4 protein-coding genes are annotated in these 23,311 nt (G+C 44.1%); 3 read left to right on the forward strand and 1 reads right to left on the reverse strand.

Translation table 11 applies throughout. The features are described 5' to 3' along the window. Positions 1-430 precede the first annotated feature (430 nt). Both AC59IL_RS30440 and AC59IL_RS30445 read left to right on the forward strand, forming a co-directional pair. A complete protein-coding gene (locus tag AC59IL_RS30440) occupies positions 431-8,113 on the forward strand; it encodes a SpvB/TcaC N-terminal domain-containing protein (protein WP_496556019.1) in 7,683 nt (2,560 codons plus the stop codon). Between the two features lie 27 nt (positions 8,114-8,140). Further along, positions 8,141-18,895 carry a Tc toxin subunit A-related protein gene (locus AC59IL_RS30445; protein WP_496556020.1) on the forward strand — a complete coding sequence of 3,585 codons (10,755 nt, stop codon included), beginning with the start codon at positions 8,141-8,143 and terminating at the stop codon, positions 18,893-18,895. 34 nt (positions 18,896-18,929) lie between these two features. Here the strand turns inward: AC59IL_RS30445 and AC59IL_RS30450 are convergent, their stop codons facing one another. Further along, positions 18,930-21,548 carry a substrate-binding domain-containing protein gene (locus AC59IL_RS30450; RefSeq protein WP_496556021.1) on the reverse strand — a complete coding sequence of 873 codons (2,619 nt, stop codon included), beginning with the start codon at positions 21,546-21,548 and terminating at the stop codon, positions 18,930-18,932. Positions 21,549-21,916: 368 nt separating this feature from the next. Between AC59IL_RS30450 and AC59IL_RS30455 the strand changes: the two genes are divergently transcribed. Then, the gene (locus AC59IL_RS30455) at positions 21,917-23,245 is read left to right on the forward strand and encodes a sugar porter family MFS transporter (protein WP_496556022.1); all 1,329 of its coding nucleotides are present in this window, start codon (positions 21,917-21,919) and stop codon (positions 23,243-23,245) included. Positions 23,246-23,311: the final 66 nt, after the last annotated feature.

Below are 23,311 nucleotides of genomic sequence, written 5' to 3' on the forward strand. Positions count from 1 at the left end.
TGCAACTACTCTTCTTTTCATCTGCGCAATATGCAGATTAACCACTTTGTGGTATTGTTCACCTCACCAAAACAAAATACTTTTAATTCCCGCCTGATACCTTATTTAAGTTAAGGCGCTGTTTGAATTTTAATTGATCAGATATTGAACCACCTCGCTCTGACTCAAGACTGGTGTGGGCATGTGTAAAGCGTATTGTGCCTTTTTGTATGACTTAAGATGCCCACACACGATCCCCCGGCCTCAATCTTAATCCAATGAGAAAATACCAACGGACCGGAACTTTCCAAAGCTAAGGCTTGAACCTTCTATTGAACGGGGGTGTAAGCTTTGAAAAAGTTTTAACCACCTCATGTAAAACAGATAGATACAAATTGAACAGCTTACAAACTCTGGAACTTGTAGCATTATTAACCCTTACATTTTCACTATGCCGGATACGAACAACAATGAAATGCAATCTCCTTCACAAAGACAATTGGCTAACTCTTCTTCAGGCGTCTTTACAACTGATGGCGGCAAAACCAAATCCAACGCTATTACCATTCCATCCATTGCATTACCTAAAGGAGGAGGCGCTATAAAAGGCATTGATGAAAAATTTGCTGTGAATGCCGTCAACGGCACTGCCTCTTTTTCTATTCCACTCCCATTTTCACCTGCCAGAGGCGCCTCACCGGCGTTAACGTTATCGTATAACTCAGGCGCAGGCAATAGCATTTTTGGCTTAGGCTGGAATGTGGCATTGCCTTCCATCCGCAGAAAGACCGATAAAGAACTGCCTCAATACATCGATGCCATCGATTCTGATACCTATCTTTTTTCCGATGCGGAAGACATGGTGCCTGAATTTGAAAAAATCAAACACCCCGATGGAACAACCGAATTTAAAGTAGATGCCGATGGCAACTATATCATTTATGAAATCGATTCACCAGACGCCACCTGCATCATCAGGTTTTACAAACCACGAATTGAAGGTTTATTTACCCGTTTTGAACGCTGGACAGAAAAGACAACCGGCATCATTAAATGGCGGCTGATTTCAAAAGACAATTATACCACGCTTTTCGGTTGGACCAATGCTGCAGTAATTACCGATCCTACCGATAGCAGCGGTACCAGGATATTCGAATGGTTACCGGAATTTGAATTTGACGATAAAGGGAATTGCTGCGCCTACACTTATAAAAAAGAAGATCAAACAGGTTTTGACATTTCCTTATCGCACAACAAAAACCGGTTGATCAATGGCGCCATTTCATACACCAACCTGTACCTGGAAAAAGTTGTATACGGCAATAAAACGGCGTACAAAAAATTCGGGGATGCTTTTCCTGCTATAACCGATTATATGTTTCAAACAGTATTCGACTATGGCGAGTATAATACCAACGCACCCTATACAAAAATAAAAGAGTGGGATGTTCGCGCCGATGCATTCTCTGATTATAAACCGGGTTTCGAAATCCGCACCACCCGCTTGTGCAAAAGAGTGCTGCTCTTCCATTTCTTTAACGAATTACCTGGTGGCACTGCCCTGGTAAAATCCCTGAACCTGGAATATGATACGATGACGGAGCAGGGTTTTACATTTTTACAATCCGTTACAACGGTTGGTTATATTAAAAAAGAAGATGGAACCTATACCAGCAAAAAACTACCTGCCCTGGAATTTACCTATCAGCAACCTGCTTGGAATAAAGACGTTAAAAGTATTACACCGGATAACCTGGTACATGCGCCTGCCGGCCTCGATGAACAACAGTATCAATTTACCGACCTGTTTAATGAAGGATTGTCGGGCATATTAACCGAACAGGCAGATGGCTGGTATTATAAACACAACATGGGCGATGGAAATTTTGAGCAGGCAAAGCTGGTGAGCCCCAGGCCTTCTTTTCATGGCTTAAATAATCAATTGCACCTGGCCGACCTGGATGCAGATGGAGGCAAACAACTTGTAAGCTATCATAACAACCCGAAAGGATATTTTGAACTGGATGATGATAATGAATGGCAGCGGTTCAGGGATTTTAAAAAACTCCCCAATATCGATTTCAGCGATCCGGCTGTAAAAATGATCGACCTCGATGGCGATGGCAAATCCGACATTTTAATTACAGAAGATAATGTTTTTAAATGGTATCACTCAGAGGGAAGAAATGGCTTTTCGCCGGTTAACAAAACAATAAACCCTTTTGATGAAGAAACAGGGCCGCAACTGGTGTTTTCAGATGGAGGACAAACGATCTTTTTGGCAGATATGTCGGGCGACGGTATGACCGATCTGGTTCGCATCCGCAACGGAGAAATATGTTACTGGCCCAACTTAGGATATGGACGTTTCGGCGCTAAAATCGCCATGGACAATGCACCGGTATTCGATCATCCCGATTTGTATCATCCCGCTTTTTTGCGACTGGCCGATATAGATGGTTCGGGAACCACGGATATTATTTACCTGGGCAAAAATAAATTCAGTTGCTGGATGAATGTAAACGGGAATGCCTTTAGCCCCGATGCATTTGAAATAGATGCTTTTCCGGATGTACATAGTCATGCACAAATTACAGTCACCGATTTGTTAGGCAATGGTGTGGCCTGCATTGTTTGGTCGGGCGGGTTGTTGAAAGATATGGGTGCGCCACTCCGGTACATTGATCTCATGAATAGCAGGAAACCCTATCTGCTGGATGCTTATAAAAATAATGTAGGCAAAGAAGTGCAACTGCAATACACGGCTTCCACTGCTTTTTATATTGAAGATAAAAAGGCCGGCAAACCCTGGGTTACCAAATTACATTTCCCCGTGCATTGCGTTTCGGGTATCGAAACGATAGATACCATCTCGGGTTGGCGATTTGCCAGTTCCTATACCTATCATCATGGCTATTATGATCATGCGGAAAGAGAGTTTCGCGGTTTTGGCCTGGTACAGCAAACCGATACCGAGCACTTCGATCATTGGGTAAAAGCCGATGCTACCAATATTACCGATGCCAACCTGCACCAGCAACCCATTCTTTCAAAAACATGGTTTCATACCGGAGCCATGCTACAACGCGAAAAAATACTGGGCCAGTTTGCCACTGAATACTGGTACGAAGAAATGAAGCGGCAGGGCTATTCGGTCGTTCACCACGAATGGGAGTTACCGGATGCCATTATTATGCCGGCCGCCAATATTACCAATATCGATATAAATAGCATCACTGATATAGAATGGCGCGAAGCGTTACGTGCCTGTAAATCCATACCGCTACGTACCGAAGTTTTTGCGCAGGATGCCCCGTTGATTAACCCAACACCTGATGACCTGAAAAAACAATTAACACCGTATTCTGTTTCTGCCCATAACTGCATTATTGAATTACTGCAACCAAAAGGAAGGAATAAGCATGCCGTTTTTATAGTAAAAGAAAGTGAAGCCGTTACCTATAATTACGAAAGAGACACCACCGATCCGCGCATAGCGCATAACCTGAATATTAAACTGGATCAATTTGGCAATGTAATAGAATCGGCTACGGTTGCATATCCCAGGGTAATAGCCGACCCATCGCTTCCGGCAGCAACGCAGCAGCAACAGGGCAAAACAGTTATTTCGTATACGCAAACCCGATTCACGAATCATTTTACAGAGGCGGCGGCATTCCCTCATATCCATCGTTTACCGGTAGCTTCTGAAGCAATCACCTTTGAATTAAAAGCCGTACCCAAAGCAGCTACTTATTACAGTCCTGTTGATTTTACAGATATATTAACGGATGCCAATTCATCGGAAGTGGAATATTTTGAACTGGATACACCACCGGCTCCGGGGAAAGCGCAACGAAGGAAAATAGAACATATCCGTACTATTTATTACCGCAACGATCTCGCTGGTGCATTGCCCTTGCATCACCTGGAATCATTAGCGCTGGCATTTGAAAGCTATCAACTGGCCTATACGCCGGCATTGCTTAATGATATATATGGGGCGCGGGTAGATGCCGTTGTAATGACGGAAGGAAAATTTACCAACAGCGAAGGAGATGCGAACTGGTGGATACGTTCGGGCACCACGCAATTTATACAGGCAGCAGAAACGGCTACCGATGCACAAAACAGGTTTTATGTTCCCGTGTCGTATACCGACCCGCACAATGCTGTAACCCAGGTAAAATATTACAGCAACTATTTTCTTTTTATTGAAGAAACCAAAGATCCGTTACAAAATACAGCCCATGTTGACCGCTTTAATTTCCGTACTCTTTCGCCGCAACGGGTACGGGATATCAATAACAATATTTCCGAAGCGCTTTTTGATGAGTTGGGCATCATAAAAGCATTCGCTGTTTTTGGCAAAGGCAATGAAGCAGATGAACTAACAGGTATAACTGAATTTACCGATGCGACAGAAACTGCCCTGATAAACGATTTCTTTTCCACCCCGCTTACGGCAGCAGGTGTTACCGATGCAGTGGCACTGACGAATAAGGGCAACCAGCTTTTACAACATGCTACGGCCAGGTTCGTGTACGACCTGGATGTGTATAAAAATACCGGTAAGCCCGCTGTTATGGCCACCATACTGCGCGAAGAACATTATGCCAAAAACAACAACTCGCCCCTGCAGCTCGGTTTTGAATATTCGAACGGGTTAGGCAAAGTAGTAATGAAAAAAATACAGGCCAAACCCGGTTTGGCAAAGAGGGTAACCGTTCATGCCGATAATACGTATACGATTACCGGTATCGATACGGCATCACTGGCTACCCCGCAACTGCGCTGGATAGGTAATGGAAGAGAAGTGCTGAACAACAAAGGCAAAACAGTAAAACAATACGAGCCCTATTTCTCCGTCACGCATCAATATGAAGATGTGAAAGAACTGGTTGAAACAGGCGTTACCCCTGTTTTGTATTATGATGCGCCAGGCCGGGTAATAAAAACCGATTTGCCGGATGGCACTTTCTCAAAAATTGAATTTACTGCCTGGAAGCAAGCTGTATATGATGCCAACGATACCATTTTTGAATCATCGTGGTACACCAACCGCACCAACCGGCTTATCGATGCAGCGTTGTTGGCAGAAGGCAAAGATCCCGCCAGGGAAAAAATAGCTGCCGACAATGCCGCCAAACATGCTAATACGCCGAATGTTCTGCACTTCAATTCATCGGGCAGAACTGTTTTATCTGTTGAACATAATAAAAACATCGTTACCCCGGCCGATGAATTTTATCGTACAAAAGCAACCATTGATATAGAAGGTAACCTTCGCCTGATGCGGGATGCCCGCGAACTGCCGGAGAACGCCAACCTGGGCAATACCCTGGTGCAATATAAATATGATATGCTTGGCAACCTTGTTTATCAAAAAAGCATGGATGCAGGGCAACGGTGGTTGCTTGCCGATGTGGTTGGAAAACCTTTACGTACATGGGATGAACGCAATCATGAGTTCCGGTATTTCTATGATGCATTACACCGCCCTGTCAGCAGTAAGATCGTTGGCGGAGATGGCATTATACCGCTGGATAATATTTTCAGCAGAATTATTTATGGCGAAAGTCTTTTATTACCCAACAGAGCCAATGAGGCTGCTTTACAGGCAATAAACATTCTAGGTAAAGCCATTAAAAACTTCGATACAGGCGGACTGCTTGAAGTTCCCGCTTATGATTTTAAAGGTCAGCCTGTTTCAACCACCCGGCAATTGTTTAAAGATTATAAAGCCATTCCCGATTGGACGGATGCTAATCTTATAAACGATCTTGAGGCAGACGCATTCACTTTTATTACTGAAACAGATGCATTAGGCCGTTTAACAAAACAAATCTCACCCGATCTCAGCGTTCTTACACCTTCTTATAACGAAACAGGGCTGTTGAACGCAGAAACCGTTGCGCATGCCAACCCTGCCATCACTACTGTGTACATTAAAGACATCGACTATAATGAAAAAGGGCAACGCAATAAGATCATTTATGGTAATGATGTAAGCACCCAATTCTACTACGATAAAGAAACATTTCGTTTAATACGGCTACAAAGCAGGCGGCAGAATAATGACCCGCTGCAGGACTGGAATTACACGTTCGATGCCATTGGCAACATCACTCATATTGAAGATAAAAATATTCCTGTAGTATTTTTTAATAATCAAAAGATAACCGGGGTATCCACTTATATATATGATGCGCTTTACCGCCTTGCAGAAGCTACCGGCAGAGAGAACGATGCAGCACTGGCTTTTGGTGCAAGCGATAACTACAATGATGCTCCTTTTATTGCACAGCATAATCCCGGCGATCCGCTGGCAATGCACAATTATACGCAAAGCTACCTGCATGATGAGGTGGGCAATATCAAACAAATGAAACATGTTGCGGGTGGCATCAATACCTGGACAAGGGATTATACTTATGAGAAAACAACCAATCGCTTAACCACAACACAGGTTGGCGCTGATATTTATAATTATACCTATCATCCACAACACGGTTTTATTACCGGGCTGCCACATCTTGAAGAGATAGGCTGGAATTTTAAAGAAGAAGTAATAAGATCGATCAGGCAAAAACGTAATGATGGTGGCACACCGGAAACTACTTATTATCAATACGACGGACAGGGACAGCGCATTCGTAAAATAACGGAGAATACGGCTGCGGCAGGCGCTATTCCAGCTAAAAAAGATGAGCGTATTTACATAGCAGGTTACGAAACCTACAGAACGTACCAGGCTAACAGCATCAACTTCGAAAGGGAATCATTAAGTCTGCTGGATAATGGACATCGTTTTGTAATGATTGAAACGGTAACACAAAACACCAACGCGGCACCCGGTCCTTCAGAAATGGTGAGCGCCAGGCTGGTGCGTTACCAGTTACACAATCATTTGGGCTCCTGTGCTCTTGAAGTGGATGGTTCGCCGGCTGCAAAAGTTATTTCGTACGAAGAATATCATCCTTTTGGTACTACTGCCTACCAGGCCAGTGATACAACCATAAAAGCAGCAGCTAAGCGATACCGGTACACCGGTATGGAACGCGATGAAGAAACAGGTTTGGAATACCATAGTGCAAGATATTATCTGCCATGGCTGGGAAGATGGTTATGCGCCGATCCGATCGGTATTGGAGATGGGCCGAATGTATATGCATTTGTTGGTGGCAATCCCATAAAGCTGGTAGATAAAAAAGGTACCGACAAAACAGATGCTGAACAGTTAAAGGAGGCAAAGAAAAGTAAAGACTATGCGGCTATCGCAAAGCTTTCTGCTTCCAAAGATGAAGCGGCGATCAAAAAAGAGGTATTACCGGGCCTCGACTCCACCAGTATTGCCAAACTGCATATCGAAGCATTGAAGTCCACTTCCACCAGCGTGCTGGCCGGGTTAACTGAAAAAATACCTACCCGTAAATTTAAAGACTTTAAAAATGGCTATTATACAAAAGAAGGGGATGCAATAGATCCTTCAAAGGTTACAGGATTAGATCCCGCCAGGCAGAACTTTAACCAGGTATTTATAGTAAAAGACGATGGCAAGGGAGGTTTTACCATAGATCACCAGTTAGGCATTGGCCATTACCAGTTGTTAAAGCGGGCTGCCTGGGCTTATCACGAAGGAGCAAGAACAGCTGTTGAAAGTAAATACTACACGGCTGCTATTCAAAATATGTCGTTCAATGGAGGGGAAGAGGGAATGTATAGTAATGCCTCCACCAGGAGAGATGGCGAAGTTGTTAATATCGCAGATGAATTAAGTATTGCCGGTATAAATAATGCAACGGCCAACCCGGATGTTTTGAAATTAAATAAAGTGGCAGCGGCAAAGCCGATACTAACAGGCATAATCACATCTGTAGAAACGGGAGGTGGATCGCAGGAAGGAGGGATCAATCAATGGCAGGGCTATAAAGAGAATTATGATTTATTCTTTAAATATAAGCAGTCGAAGGCCAGTGCAATTACTTTAGTTAATTCCGAGGATAAATTCTTCCATATTTTCTTCAAACGCGATTTTATTGGTAAGGAGTCTGCCGCCAATACATCCATGACAAGAACTGTTATAGAAGTAAAAAATGGAACTACTACCACCAAAACAGTTACAGTAAAATAATTCTATCAATCACTAATCACTCATACCATGAAATCATTTACAGCCGTTGCTCTCAATGAGTCATCTCTGAGAGTAAGCCAGCTTCACAAAGCACTTGCAACCCTGGGTTACCCCGTTGCTGAAAAAGAAGTACAATCAAACACAGCCGGCCCGGATACTGAGAGGCAGGTACGGGCCTTACAGGCAAAATTGCATATTCACTTTAACGATAAATATGTAGTAGATGAACCTACCTACGAGGGCATAAAAGAAGAATTGAGAAGAAAAGGCAACCTGGCCAAATCACAAACATTTGCCATAAAAGGCACCGTATACAACCGCAGAGGCGAAGTACAAAAAAATCAGAAGCTAACGGCCCTGGATGTAGACCTCCGGGGGGCAGCCATTTACCGCACGGTAAAAAAACTGGGCGAGATAAAGGCTAATGGCGGGTTTGAGTTTCTGGGAGAAGCCGTTTCTGGTGTAGATGGTCGTTATTATATGGAGTTCTTTAACTTCCAGTATGCTGCTGCCGAAAGAAAGAAGGCCGATGTGGTGGTATATGCCATCAACGATCGGGGTGAAATATTGGGTCAATCGCGACTGGTAAATTCAGAAGACTATTCCAGCGAGGGCGAGGTGCAAAAGCTGGATGTAGTCATTCAAAATGATGCAAGAACGGAATATGACATCCTGATGGGTGCGCTGCTGCCTTTTTTAAACGAAAGCAGGGTAAGCCTGCTGCAGCTATACCAATCGAACGACCAGGTAGCTTTTGCTGCCAGCGAATTAGACGAAAGCGAAGCACATATCCGTATAGCAGCAGATGCTGAATCATTACGCGCCGAAGGGCAAACACATACTGATAGGCAGATACCCCCTGCCGAAGGTCTTTTGCATGAATTATTATATGGTATCGGCCGGCAGGGCATTGCATTGAACTGGTTGTCGCTTTTTAGTAAAACAGAAGGCGACCTGCAAACAGCTATTGCGACATCTGTTCAACAGAACATTATACAGGCATATAACGAAAGCGTAATAGCCGCTTTCCTTAAATTGGTGCATAGCCTGGCTGTAACCTATGCGCTTCGGTATAAATCGCAGAACGCAGGCACTTCTTTACAGGAAATATTAGCTGTAGCGCTTCCTGAACAGGAGCAGCAGACAGCATTCATCGATGCGTATCGCAGCTTTAAAAGTCAGCTATCTGCTGATGAAACGATCGATTACAAAAAATTCTGGAATGAGTACCTGCCGGGTGTAGCCGTATTCAAAGACAATCCTGCCCTTATCCAGGGGCTTTTATTCTCCCAGCAATTGAATGTGATCAGCGGCGGTTTTCTGCCATTGATGCGGGAAGTACAGGCAGAACGTAAAATATCTTCCGTTACCGATTTGATTGCTTTGGAAGACAACGACTGGCAGGCAATCATTGCCAAAACAGGGGTGCCGGATTTTGTTACCGGTGATACAGCCGAAGATAAGATGGCAGCGTACGTTACGCATGTACAGAATTTTTTGAGCGCCGGCTTCCCTACGCAAAAGATAGCCGTGATGATGCAGAAGCAACAACTGCCGGTGAAAGATGAAGCGGTTTCAAAAATAATACTCACCTTCTTAAGCCAGAACACCGGTTTCGATATAAGCGTTTCACCGGTTCATGAATATGCCGATGAAATTAAAGCAATTGCCCGGGAGCGTTATACAGATGTAAAATTAGAGCTGAATCGTATGCAACGGGTATTCCAGGTAAGCCCGCAGCCTGCAGTAATGGGTACGCTCATGGAAAAGAATTTAAACTCGGCTTATGCCATTGCCAGCATTCCACAAAAAAGTTTTATTCAATTGCACAGTGATGACCTGGGTGGTGAAGCCACAGCAGAAGCGGTTTACCAGCGGGCGCAGCACATTAGTACGCTGGCAACAGAACGAGCTATGAAAATGTATGACCTGTCGCACCTGGCCGCGCCTGCCTTTGCCTACTCGAAAGAGGACCGCGATGCGGCCGTGGCCATATTGCAGGACCAGGTTTCGAAAAGACATAACCCCAACTACTCCGAAATTTTCGGCAGCCCCGATATATGCGAATGCACCGAATGCCGCAGTGTGTATAGTGCAGCAGCCTATTATGTAGACCTGTTGCGATTTCTGTGGAGAGGTGTTCACAATATCGACGGTAACTCGCCGTTGGATATGCTCACTAAACGCAGACCCGACCTGGTATATATACCGCTTACCTGCGAAAATACCAACACGCTCGTTCCGTATATTGACCTGGTAAATGAATTAATGGAGTATTACACCTATCATGGTATGCTGGATAAAAATGCAGCCTATGATACCGGTGAAACAACTGCCGATGAACTGCGCGCTAACTCGCAGAATTTTGAACCCGAAGCGTATCGTATACTAAAGAACACAGCTTATCCTTTTTCACTGCCCTATCATCAGCCATTGGATGTGATCCGCATCTACAGCGATCATTTGCAAACGGAGCGGTATGAAATTATGAAAGGGCTGCAGATAGATAATTCCGCCAGGGCCATAAAAGCCATTGAATCGGAAGCATTGCGCATATCGGAAGAAGAATATCGTGTACTAACGTTAAAAAACTTTGCCGGCGACCCCGATCCCGACGATCTGAACCCCATTGTGCCAACGCCCACCCGCCAACTACAGCAATACTATGGTTTTCCTTTTTCTGCCGCTCCCGATCCTGAATTGGACCCGGTGGTAATAGCCAATATGGAAACAGTGGCAGGCACCGGCATTTCCGATGGTATTCATGAATTTCTGCGGCGCACCGGCGTACAATATACCGACCTGGTACAATTGATCAAAACGCAATTCATCAATCCTTACCAGAACATTCTCGAATTTTTGGAAAATCTTTTTTCAACCAGCACACTCGATGCGCCTACTATCTATAGCAAATTGCAACAGATCAATGCCGGTACGCTCGATCCGGCCACCGATGCGGATATTATGGCAGTGATCACGGGAAAAATAGCCCCCGCTGATTTTACCAGCTGGGTGCAGCAGCACTTTGATCATTTTAATGCGGTTATTACATTATATCAATCGCATTCATTGTGCGACTTGAATACTACGTATTTAAAAACGGTTAAAAATGTATATGCCGCTTCGCCTGTTTCCGGTATTACGAATACTACCTGGTCAAAGATCCACCGCTTTATACGCTTATGGAGAAAATTAGGCTGGACCATACACGAAACAGACCTGATGCTGGCTGCTTTGGGCGAACAGGATATAACACCTGCTACGATTACCAAACTCTCTTATGTTAGTTTATTAAACAAAAAATTAAAGCTGCCGGTTAATAAGCTGGCCACCTTGTGGGGAAGCATCGATAGGTATGGCGACAAATCGCTCTATATAAAATTATTCCTCAATAAAGCAGTGCAGCGATTAGACAGTGCATTTCAGCCTGATAATTTTGGCAACTACCTCACCGATACCACAAAACTGTTGAAAGATCATATTCCTGCCCTGCTTGCAGCCTTCAGAATGTCGGAAGATGACCTGCAGGCCATTGCGGGCTTAGTGCGGGTTACTGATAATGGCGTTGATCGCGCCTTTGATTTAACAACCGAAAAACTCACTATTTACAATCTCAGTATCATTTACCGGTACACGATCCTTACCAAAGCGTTGAAATTAAAAGTGCCCGACTTCTGCTTATTAACGCAATTATTTACAATAAACCCCTTTAGCACCCTGTCAATTCCGGCGCCGGCCGTACCGCCTGTTGATCCTGTTTTCATCAATATTTTACCGGATACAACTTTCAGGTTTTATCAACTGGCTACGGCCATCAAAAAAACAGGATTTAAAGCACTGGACCTGCAATATATTTTCACCGGCCAGTTGCCACCTGAATCTACTATCGGGTTAAACCTGGATAAAACAAAACAAACGATCCGTGATATACGCGATGCATTCACTGCTATCGAACAAAATTATCCGGCCATGCCGGCTGTACCGTTGACCACGGATATTTTGTCGGCCAATCTATCCCTTTCATTTAAAGCAGATGTGGTTAATCAACTGATCGGGATAATAGAAATGCAGCAAACATTCGGTGTAATAACAGATACGGGTCTTCCTGTTGTTATCCCTGCAGCACTGGCAGCAAAGTATAGCTATACGCCATTGACGGGGCAATTAACAAGCGTAGGCATAATGCCGGATGCTGATTTAACTACATTGAAAGCACTGGCCGGCGCTACGGATAATTTCCGTAATGCAGCTACTGCATTGTATACACAAACCAGAACATTGCCAACCGGCAGTCCTGCTTATACCACTATTACTGATGCCAACCTGGCTGTAGATATCCCGGATTCATTATCACCCAAATTCACCTATACCAAAGCCAGCGGAAGGCTTTCCTGCATTGGTGTAATGTCTGATGCAGAAAATGCTGAACTGAAAGCGTTGCCAGGAGTCAATGCAAACTTCCAGGCAGCCGTAGACGCTATTTATAAAATGCCCCAGGATTTTATAAGAGCCAACTTCTCCGGCGTTTTTGCAGCAGTTAATGCCATATGGCCGAATGCTGACTTCATTACTTTATTGAACAGGCCTGCCCAGCCGGTAGAAAAAACAATGGCCGAAAAAATATGGTTTGTTTATTCCAACTACCTGCCTTTGTTGAAACAGAAATTACATGAAGATGTAATAGTAGAACATATCGCTTCGCTGATCGGGTTAAGCAATGAAGCCACTTCTGTTTTAATTAAAAATGACCTGCAAACGCTCATTGCGTCCGTTGCCACAGAAGGATTTTCAGGCGACTATTTTTCAAATGCTGTGTATGCAGGCCCGGCCACATTAACACGCGCCGATACAGAAATAGATTTCGATTGGGGCGCTGCAGCTCCTGGCCTGGTATTACCCGCGGATAATTTCAGCATTCGCTGGCAAAGTTATTTATCGCCTATATCAAGCGGTGAATATACATTGGTAGTAAATGTAAAAGAAGCTGATGACTCGTTTAACCTGTATCTCGATGAAGCATTGATATTGGAAAAACCGGCAGGCGATATACGTTTGTCGTGGGAAGCCATTGCGCAGCTCAACGCTTCCCAATTGCATGAACTAAAACTGGAGTACGCAGATACAACCGGTGATGCAGGCATTTCCTTATCATGGAAAACAGCCACAAGTGCGGTGGAGATCATTGCTTCTTCCGCATCCTTCCCCGCCAACCTGGTAAATAATTTTATAGCAACGGTTGAAACCTATCACCGGGCCGGGAAATTCATTGCAGGGTTTAAGCTAACAGATACAGAAGTAAAACATTTTGTAAGTTACCCGGCTGATTTTGCTAATATTGATTTTAAGGCCATCACGCCCGCTCACTGGCAACGTATTGAAAGTTATTTTGAATTACGCAATGCAGTTCCGCAGGGCCAGGCTTTACTCACTAATGTTTTTGCCGCTGCCAATATTATCGATCCTGTTCCTGCTGTTGCTGCATTAAATAATCTGTTATATCTCGCCACAGCCTGGGACCTTACTACGCTTACTTATCTAAGTGGTTATTTTTCTTTAACCGTGGCTGATTTTAAAAACGAGGTGAAGCTGTTAGAAATGTATACGGCCATCTCATTCGTTATCAAAACAGGGCTTTCACCACAAACCCTGGCACAGTGGGCTGCGCCGGAAACCGATTTTGATAAATTGAATGCAACAGCCGATTTGGTAAAGAGTACGGTAAAAGCGAAATACGAAGAAGAAGACTGGCTGGAACTGGCAGGCACTTTAAGCGATAAGATCCGCGAAAATCAAAAGCAGGCGCTCATAAGCTACCTGCTTACCAAAAAAGAACTAATTGAATGGGGCGCTACGGATGCAGATGGATTATTCGAATATTTTTTGATCGATGTACAAATGGGCGCCTGCATGGACACCTCGCGCATTGTACAGGCAACAGCCGCCGTGCAGATGTTCATCAATCGCTGTTTATTGAACCTGGAAAGCAATAAGGTCGGGATCTTCGAAAAAGGCGTTTCGCCCGGCAGTATTGATAAAGATCGCTGGAAATGGATGGAAAATTATCGCGTGTGGGAAGCCAACCGGAAAATATTTTTGTATCCGGAGAATTGGCTGGAACCCGAATGGCGCGATGACCGCAGCCCCTTCTTCAAAGAGCTGGAATCGGAATTAACGCAAAACGATATTACCGATGCCAGTGTTGAAACGGCATTCCGCAACTACTTAACCAGGTTGAATGTAGTGGCTAACCCGAATGTTTGCGGTATGTACCAGGAAAATTACCCGGATGGAAGCATGCGATTGTTGCATGTATTTGGCCGCACCCATAATTCACCCTATCAGTTTTTCTATCGCACCTGCGATGAATTCTTTAAATGGAGTGCATGGGATAAAATACAGGTAGACATCCGCATGACAGAAGATAATGACAACAGCGGCGTTCAGTTGATGCCTGTAGTATGGAAAAACCGGTTATTTATTTTCTGGGTTGAGTTCATTAAAAAACAGGATAATAATGTAGCCAAAAATAAAAGCAATCAGGATGCTACATTTGAAGATATTTCCAAAATGTCTCCTTCCTCTGTAAAAGCCAGTGAATACTATGAAGTACGGCTGGCCTGGTCGGAATATGTGGATGGTAAATGGAGCTCCAAACAAATTACCAAAGAGTATATAAAAGCGTATTCCGGTAAAGTATCCGACTTTACGCTGCAACAGGATATTCTTTCCGACAATGAACTGGTGATGTGGGTGTTTAATAATAATACGTCGTATGGCGGATTTACATTAACAGATATTCAGGCAGAAGTGCTTAGCTGGAGCATGTTGCAGGACGTAAGTACCAACTACCAGATTAAACCGAAAGGATATGATAACTTTTTCATGGAGCATAAAAAACATGGGAAGCTTAGCTTCAGGGGTTTTGATTACCTGAAAAACAGCATCTACCACAAAATATTATTCTCTACCAAAATCTTTGACTTCGAATCAACTTTAAAATATCCGTTCTTCTACCGCGATTCCCAGCGGTCGTACTTTGTTCGACCGGTTGACATCAATATATGGGATTATGTAAAAAATCCTGTTGTGTATGGACCCATTACGGTTAACATCGTTGATCCCATTTACTATGTGCCGCCTTATCAAAAACCGGTTGGCCCCGATGATTATTTGCCACAGCCCGATATAGATTATGCGGTTAATAACCTGAAAGGCTCCATAGTATTTGAACCGGCAACCGGGCTGAATGGACTAAAAACCGTTTCGCAAACCGCCATCAGGGGCAATGTGGTGGAAGTACCGGTAAATGCAGAGGAAGTGCGAACAATGACAAGGCAAACTGCGATGCCCCGTAGTGGCACTACAGTACAATCGGCCATGACAATGAAGGCCGGCGCTGAAGTAAATAAAGCATTTGCCGGTAATATCATTGAAGCAGGGTACAGAGCCGTTACCCGTCACGAAAAAGGATTGGAGTTCCATACGTTCTATCATCCTTTTTCGAGCCAGTATGTAACCAACCTAAATAATTTTGGTATAGAGGGGTTAATGAACACAGATACTTTTTTAAATATCATCAACCAGCCTTTCTTTCACGACTATGGGGCAACCTTCACTACCAATTACAATCCCAATTTCTACCAGGGGTTGGTGACAAAAGCGCCCTTATCGCCTGCATACGTAGCCGGGGCACCATACACTTATTACAAAGAGAATATTTGTTTTGACCTGTTTGGAGCCAACAGCATTTATAACTGGGAATTATTCTTTCATGCGCCGCTGTATATTGCCACCCGCCTGAGCAGGAACGGGCAATATGAAGACGCGATGAAATGGTTCCATTATATTTTTGATCCTACTACCGATGAACGGCCTGTTCCGGGGCAATCGGAAACCTCGCGCTATTGGAAAGTGTTCCCCTTTAAAACAACACCGGCCCAAACACTCGAAGACTGGTTTACATCTATCGGGCTCGGACCCAATACCAACCCGGCAGCAGAAAATTCAATCGTGGCAGAATGGCGCGATAATCCCTTTAAACCATTTGTAGTGGCCCGCAACCGGCCCATCGCTTTCATGAAGAATGTGGTGATTAAATATGTTGAGAACCTGCGCGAATGGGGCGACTCGCTTTTCAGGCAGTTTACACGCGAATCAGTAAACGAAGCATTGCAATTATACGTAATGGCCAATCATATACTGGGGCCCAGGCCAGAGTTTGTGCCTAAACGCGGAGAAATTAAAGCTGAAACCTACGACTCTTTAAAAGATAAATGGGATGATTTCTCCAATGCACTGGTTGAGCTGGAAAATATTTTCCCGTATAGCAGCGCCGTACCATCCGGTGGAGGCGACTCCAACCCGGGTATATTGGGAGTAGGCCCTTCTTTATATTTCTGTATTCCTTCCAATGATCAGTTAATGGAACATTGGGATACAATAGCCGATCGTTTGTACAAAATTCGTCACTGCATGGATATAGACGGTGTGGAAAGACAACTGGCATTGTTCTCACCGCCTATCGATCCGGGTATGCTTATCAATGCGGCCGCACAGGGCATTAGCCTGGGAAGTATTCTGTCTGATCTCAGCAGTCCTCCGCCCATCTATCGATTCAATTACCTGATACAAAAAGCCAATGAATTTTGTGCAGAGGTAAAATCGCTTGGCAACGCCCTGCTGAGTGTACTGGAGAAAAAAGATGGGGAAGCGTTGGGCAAACTGCGCGCCTCGCACGAAACCATGATGCTCGACCTGATGACCGGTATTAAAGAACGCCAGGTGCTCGATGCCCGGTCAACGCGCGATGGGTTACTCAAATCAAGGGCCATGGCAGAGTACAGGCTGAATCATTACAATGCATTAATGTCAACAGAAGACCTTACTATTCCTGCTGTTCCAACGATCGATTCGAACCTTACTGCCGACAGCCAGTTGCCGCCCGATACCACCATTCCGGAAATAAAATCAGGACTTGATGACTCACTGGTAGATGAAAGCGGGGTGAAGATCATCGATAAAGAAAAAGAAGACATTGATCTGAGCCTGGCGGCAAAATGGGTAACCAGCGGCGCCGGCATAGCCGAAGCAGCTGCAGCGGGTCTTCGTTTGATTCCGCAAGTTGATGCAGATGGAAAACCATTGGGTGTGGGCGCCGGCGTGGGTTTTGGTGGTGTGCAATTAGGGGGTATTGCTTCGGGCCTGGCAAGCGCAGCACATGCGGTAAGCAGCTTTATGACTATGCAGGCAGCCGCCGCGCAAAAATTGTCGGGTTATATTCGCCGGGAACAGGAATGGACATTACAGGCCAACCTGGCTGCCAAAGAAATAGCCACATTAGATAAACAGATCACCTCTGCCAGTATAAAAATCCAGATTGCAGAAAAAGAGCTGTCGAATCACAAACAACAGATTGAAAATGCAAAACAGGTAGAAGACTTCCTGAAGAATAAGTTTACCAATGAAGAATTATACCAGTGGATGAAAGAGCAGCTTTTCTCGGTATATAAACAAAGTTTCAATATGGCGTACGACATGGCCAGGAAAGTGGAAAAATGCTACCGTTTTGAAATAGGCAATGAAATAACCAGCTTCATTCAATATGGTTACTGGGATAATACGATGAAAGGATTATGCGCCGGTGAAAAACTGCAGTTGGCGTTGCGTCAACTGGAAGCTGCTTACCTGGAAGAAAACAAACGGGAGTTGGAGTTAAACAAGAGCATTTCGATGGCCCTGTTAAATCCGCTTGCCTTGCAGGAATTGAGAACCACCGGCAAATGCTTTTTAGCTGTCCCTGAAGAATGGTACGACCTGGATTACCAGGGGCATTATTTCCGTCGTATTAAATCGGTGAGTTTATCGTTACCATGCATAGCGGGCCCTTATACCACTATCAATTGCACCCTTCGGTTATTAAAAAATACCATCCGCATCAACACCTCCATGGGTGATGGGGGAACGTATGAACATAATAACGATGAAGGTGTTTGGACAGATGATGATCGCTTCAGATCAAGTAATGTTCCGGTAAAAGCCATTGCTACCAGTACGGGTCAGCGTGATACCGGCCTGTTTGAGCTGAACTTCCGCGACGAACGGTATCTTCCATTTGAAGGAGCAGGCGCTATTAGTGAATGGAAGATTGAACTTACACAGGATGCCCGTTTACGGCAATTCGATTATTCAACCATATCGGACGTAATTCTGCATATTAATTATACAGCACGCGAAGATGCCGGCTTATTCAAAGAAAATGCAGTTACTTATTTAAAAGATTTTCTAACCAATGCGGCCGAACTCAGTACACAGCCATTAATGCGCATGTTCAGCCTGAAGCATGACTTTTCAACAGAATGGAACAAGTTCCTGTATCCGGTTATAGCCGGTGCCAACCAAACATTATCGGTTACTTTAAAAAGAGAGCACTTTCCGTTCTTTACAAAGAACAGGAGCCTTGATGTAAGTAAAATGGAAGTGTTGATAAGGGCCAACAGAACCGGTGATTATAAGATGGTGCTGGCGGCAACCGATACAGGTGATAACCCGATGACTTCTGCTGAAATTGCAATGCCCGAAAACGCCACCTTTGCCAACATGCAAAAGGGAACGCTTACGGCCAGTACACCAGGTTTAAATGTGGAAGACATAAACATACTGTCGATGCTTACATTCAAATTCAAACATAGCACAGACGTTGATTTTCATTCGATAGACACCAATCCGGAAGAATTCAATGATCTGTTCCTTGTTATTCATTATAAATTAGGGGACGAAATATAAACCGGTGAAATATGCATCCGATGCCTTCGCGGTGTTATTCCTGCTGAAATTTTCCTTCTTTAAATTCCGTAGGCGTAACAGAAAATTTCGATTTGAATACGGTTGAAAAATAGGCAGCGGAAGAAAAGCCTGTTTTAAAGGCCACCTCAGCAACCGAAAGGTTTTCATGCTGCAGGTAATATTTTGCCTTTTTGAGCCGGGTGTTAACAATGTATTCGTTCACATTGCACGCCATCAACGCTTTTATTTTTCTTGAAAGCTGTGCCTGTGAAATGTTCAGTTCGCGGCAGATGTCTTCTATGCTGAAAGCATCATTACTGATATTGTTCTCAACGATGGCTGAAAAATCGCTGATGAATTTGCGATCGTTCTTTTTAACGGCCATTTGTTTTATGTCGGGCAATATATCGGCTGCATAATGTTCTTTCGATTTATGACGGTTATGCAGCAGGGCTGTCATATGTTGTTCAAGCACCTGAAAATTAAAGGGCTTGGTGATATACGCATCGGCCCCTGTTTTAAAGCCTTCGATCTTTTGGGTATCGCTGCTGCGGGCGGTAAGCAGTATCACCGGAATGTGGGCAGTGCGCACATCCGACTTAAGAATTTTTGTAAGCTCCAAACCATTCTTACCGGGGATCACCACATCGCAAATGATAATATCCGGCGCATTGTCGAAGGTGGCCTGCAAAGCGGTATTACTATCGGCTGCCTCCAATACGTCGTAAACAGCTGTGAGTCGTTGGGCAAGGTATTTTCGCAGGTCGGCATTGTCTTCAATGATCAGCACGCTGTGTGTCTTTTGCAAAGGTGTTGCCGTTTCCGGCATTACTTTAAAGGAATCTACCAATTCGGTGGTATATATTTTGGCATCTTCGGTAATGATGGCATTGGCGGCAGCTTTCGATGCCGTTTCGCCCACCGTTTGCAGTGCAGTGAGGGGGAATCGTATTTCAAAACTGGTGCCCTTGCCTTTTTCACTCGTTACCGTAATAGTTCCAAGGTGCAGTTCAATCAGTTCTTTCGATAAGGCAAGGCCCAATCCTGTGCCTTTATAGTTTTCATATTCACCCTGAAAAAATGGTTCAAAAGCATGCTGTATGGCTTCCTTCGACATACCTACGCCGCTATCGTCGATCTTAATTATTGCATCGTTGTGATGGCGTTGCAGTTGTATATGTATAAAACCATTTTCGGGTGTGAACTTAAATGCATTCGACAACAGGTTAAATATTACTTTATCAAACATAGTAGCATCGAACCAGGCAGGCAGCGTTCTTTCGGTGGTCAAAAATTGAAGGCTGATATTTTTGCTTTGCGCCAGGCCTTTATAAGTTTGAACAATTTCCTGTATAAACCCAACCAGGTCGTGCTCAGCAGGGTTTACCTGCATTTTATTGAATTCGATCTTTCTGAAATCCATCAACTCGTTCACCAGCCGGTATAACCGTAATACATTTTTTTCAACCAGTTGCAGGGGTTGGCGCATGCCCATGCCGAGTTTCGGATGGTTAATTATTTCTTCAAGGGGCGACAGTATCAGGGTTAGCGGTGTTCTGAATTCGTGCGATATATTGGTAAAGAAGTTCAGCTTTGCCTGGTGTGCTTCCTCGGCTTTCGCCGACATGTCGATCAACTGGTTCTTTTGTTCTTCGAGTTGGTTCTTTTGCTGTGAAATTTCCCTGTTCTGTAATTCCAGCCGGTTGGTTATTTTCCGGTTCTCTTTCAGAAAATAGTAGGATAAACCTCCTAATATCAATGTGAGGCTGAGCGTAGCGGCAATGACGATGATAACCGTTGCCTGATTTTGCGAAATAATGATCTGCTGGTCGAGTATTTTCTGCCGCTCTTCAATATCATGCTGCTGGCTGATCAGTTTTTCGGCCTGCATTTTCATCAGCCTTACGTTGGCCGAATCTATTACGGTAGTAAAAAGCTGGTTTTCTTTTTTAAATGGCTTGTTGGCTAAAATGTTCAATGCGGTTGCAATCGCCTCCTTGCCGCCGGTGGGATATAGTACGGTGGCTGCTATATTATTATTGGCCACCATGTCGAGTCCCATTCCCTTTACCGGCAGCCCATCAACCCCAATGATCTTTACTTTTTTATCAATGCCCAAACGCAGGCAGCTTTGCCAGGCATCATAAGCCATCAGGTCGTTATGCGCGAATATCAGGTCGGGATTGCCGGCCTCTTTTATAGTACTATCAAAGTGTTCTTTATTGCCGGCCTTTGCTTTTTTCAGAAATTGAATGCCGGAATATTGGGAAATAATAGCTGTAAATCCATTATGCCGGCCAATAAATGGCGAAGCATCTTCCGGCGCCGTTATTTCCATTACTTTTCCTTTCCCTTTCAAAAGCGAAACGGCGAACCTGCCCGCATTCTGGCCCACCTCAAAATTTTCGGCGCCGATAAAAGCAGTGTATTTACTGGAGTTTGTTTTTCGATCGATCAGCACAACAGGTATGCCTGCCTCATACACTTTTTCAATAACAGGCGACAGGGGAGTCACTTCGTTTGGCGATACGATCAAAAGATCGATCCGCTGCTTCAGCAACTTATTGATCTGCGCCACCTGGGTTGTACTGTTGCTGTTGGCATTTGTATATACGAACTGTATATTATTATGGAAAGAAAGCTCGCGCCTCATTTCGCCCAGCATGGTTTGCCGTCATTGATCGGCATCCATACATTGCGAAAAGGCAATGACATATTTTTTCTCTTTTCCTTTTTGTGAACAGGAAACAATCAGGCAGGCAACCAAAAGCAGTACAACAGGCAATCTCATGTTAAATGTGCAGCGATTTGTGTATTAAAGTTGATGATTTTTTTAGATACAGCTGTTGAAAAATTGAAAGCCACATTTTAAAATTCATCTTTTAATGACTCTATTAGCCTGATTTGTAATTACTTGAATTTTTTTTGGAACATGATGAAAAAATGAAAGTGTTTGATTGGATTTTGAAAGGCGTTTGGCCCGCCTGCCTGATATTTTTGACAGGTTAAACGGCTTGTTATATGAAAAAAGGAAGTGTTTTCACCTGGTCTATCGTAATAGCTCTTGGCGGTTTTTTATTTGGTTTTGATACGGCTGTAATTTCCGGCGCTGAACAAACTATACAGCAATACTGGGACCTCAATACCATTGAACATGGTCTTACCGTATCCATCGCTTTAATTGGTACCGTGATCGGGTCTTTGATTGGAGGGTATCCTTGCGATAAGCTCGGCCGGAAAAAGACCTTATATATCATCGCTGTTTTTTATCTCGTTTCTTCTTTGGGTACGGCCCTCGCCACCAACTGGTACCTGTTCCTGGTCTTTCGCTTTTTGGGTGGTTTGGGCGTAGGCGCTTCATCTGTTACTGCACCTATTTACATTTCTGAAATAGCTCCTCCTTCCAAACGCGGCATGCTGGTTGGGTTGTTCCAGTTCAACGTGGTGTTCGGCATTGTGATCTCTTATCTTTCCAATTATCTTATTGGTTTAAGTGGCGAAAACTCGTGGCGACTGATGCTGGGGGTACAGGCAATACCATCTGCTTTATTCCTGTTGCTGCTGCAATTGGTTCCTGAAAGTCCACGTTGGCTGATCCTGAAAAAAGGCAAAATGGGCGAAGCGCGTGCTATATTCAACCAGATTGAGCCCGATAGCGCCGAAGCACTCATCAGCGATATTTTGCAAAAGGGTTCAGGTAAAGTAAGTGTTGAACGTCACTTTTTGTTTTCTGCAAAATATAAAACACCTGTTTTACTCGCTATGTTGTTCGCCATCTTCAACCAGGTGTCGGGCATCAATGCAATCATTTATTATGCGCCCCGCATTTTTGAAATGACGGGTCTTGGCAAAAATTCTTCGTTGTTATCAACAGCCGGACTTGGACTGATGAATTTCATGTTTACACTACTGGCTATGGGTTTTATCGACAGGGTAGGGAGGCGTAGTCTGATGATGATTGGGTCTGCAGGTTTGATCGTTACGTTGGGGCTGGTGTCTTATTCATTTTATCAACAAAGTTTTAGTGTTTGGTCCGTACCCGTTTTTCTTTTTGTGTACATCGCATTTTTTGCTTTTTCACAAGGGGCGGTTATCTGGGTATTTATTTCGGAAATATTTCCAACACAGGTAAGGGCCAAAGGCCAAACGCTTGGCAGCACCACGCACTGGGTAATGGCTGCGGTTATTGCCTTTTCTTTTCCGTATCTGGCCGAAAAGGCCGGCGGCGGTAACACCTTTTTGTTTTTCGCCATCATGATGGTTTTGCAATTATTGTTTGTATGGAAGATGATGCCCGAAACGAAAGGCAAATCGCTGGAGCAAATAGAGCATTCATTGGTACTTCACTAATAAAACGATTAAAACGATCGCTATATGAAACGTCCATGACAAAATTTTCATTATAACATTCAGGGC

This window comes from Niastella sp. sgz303648 (genome assembly GCF_059587045.1).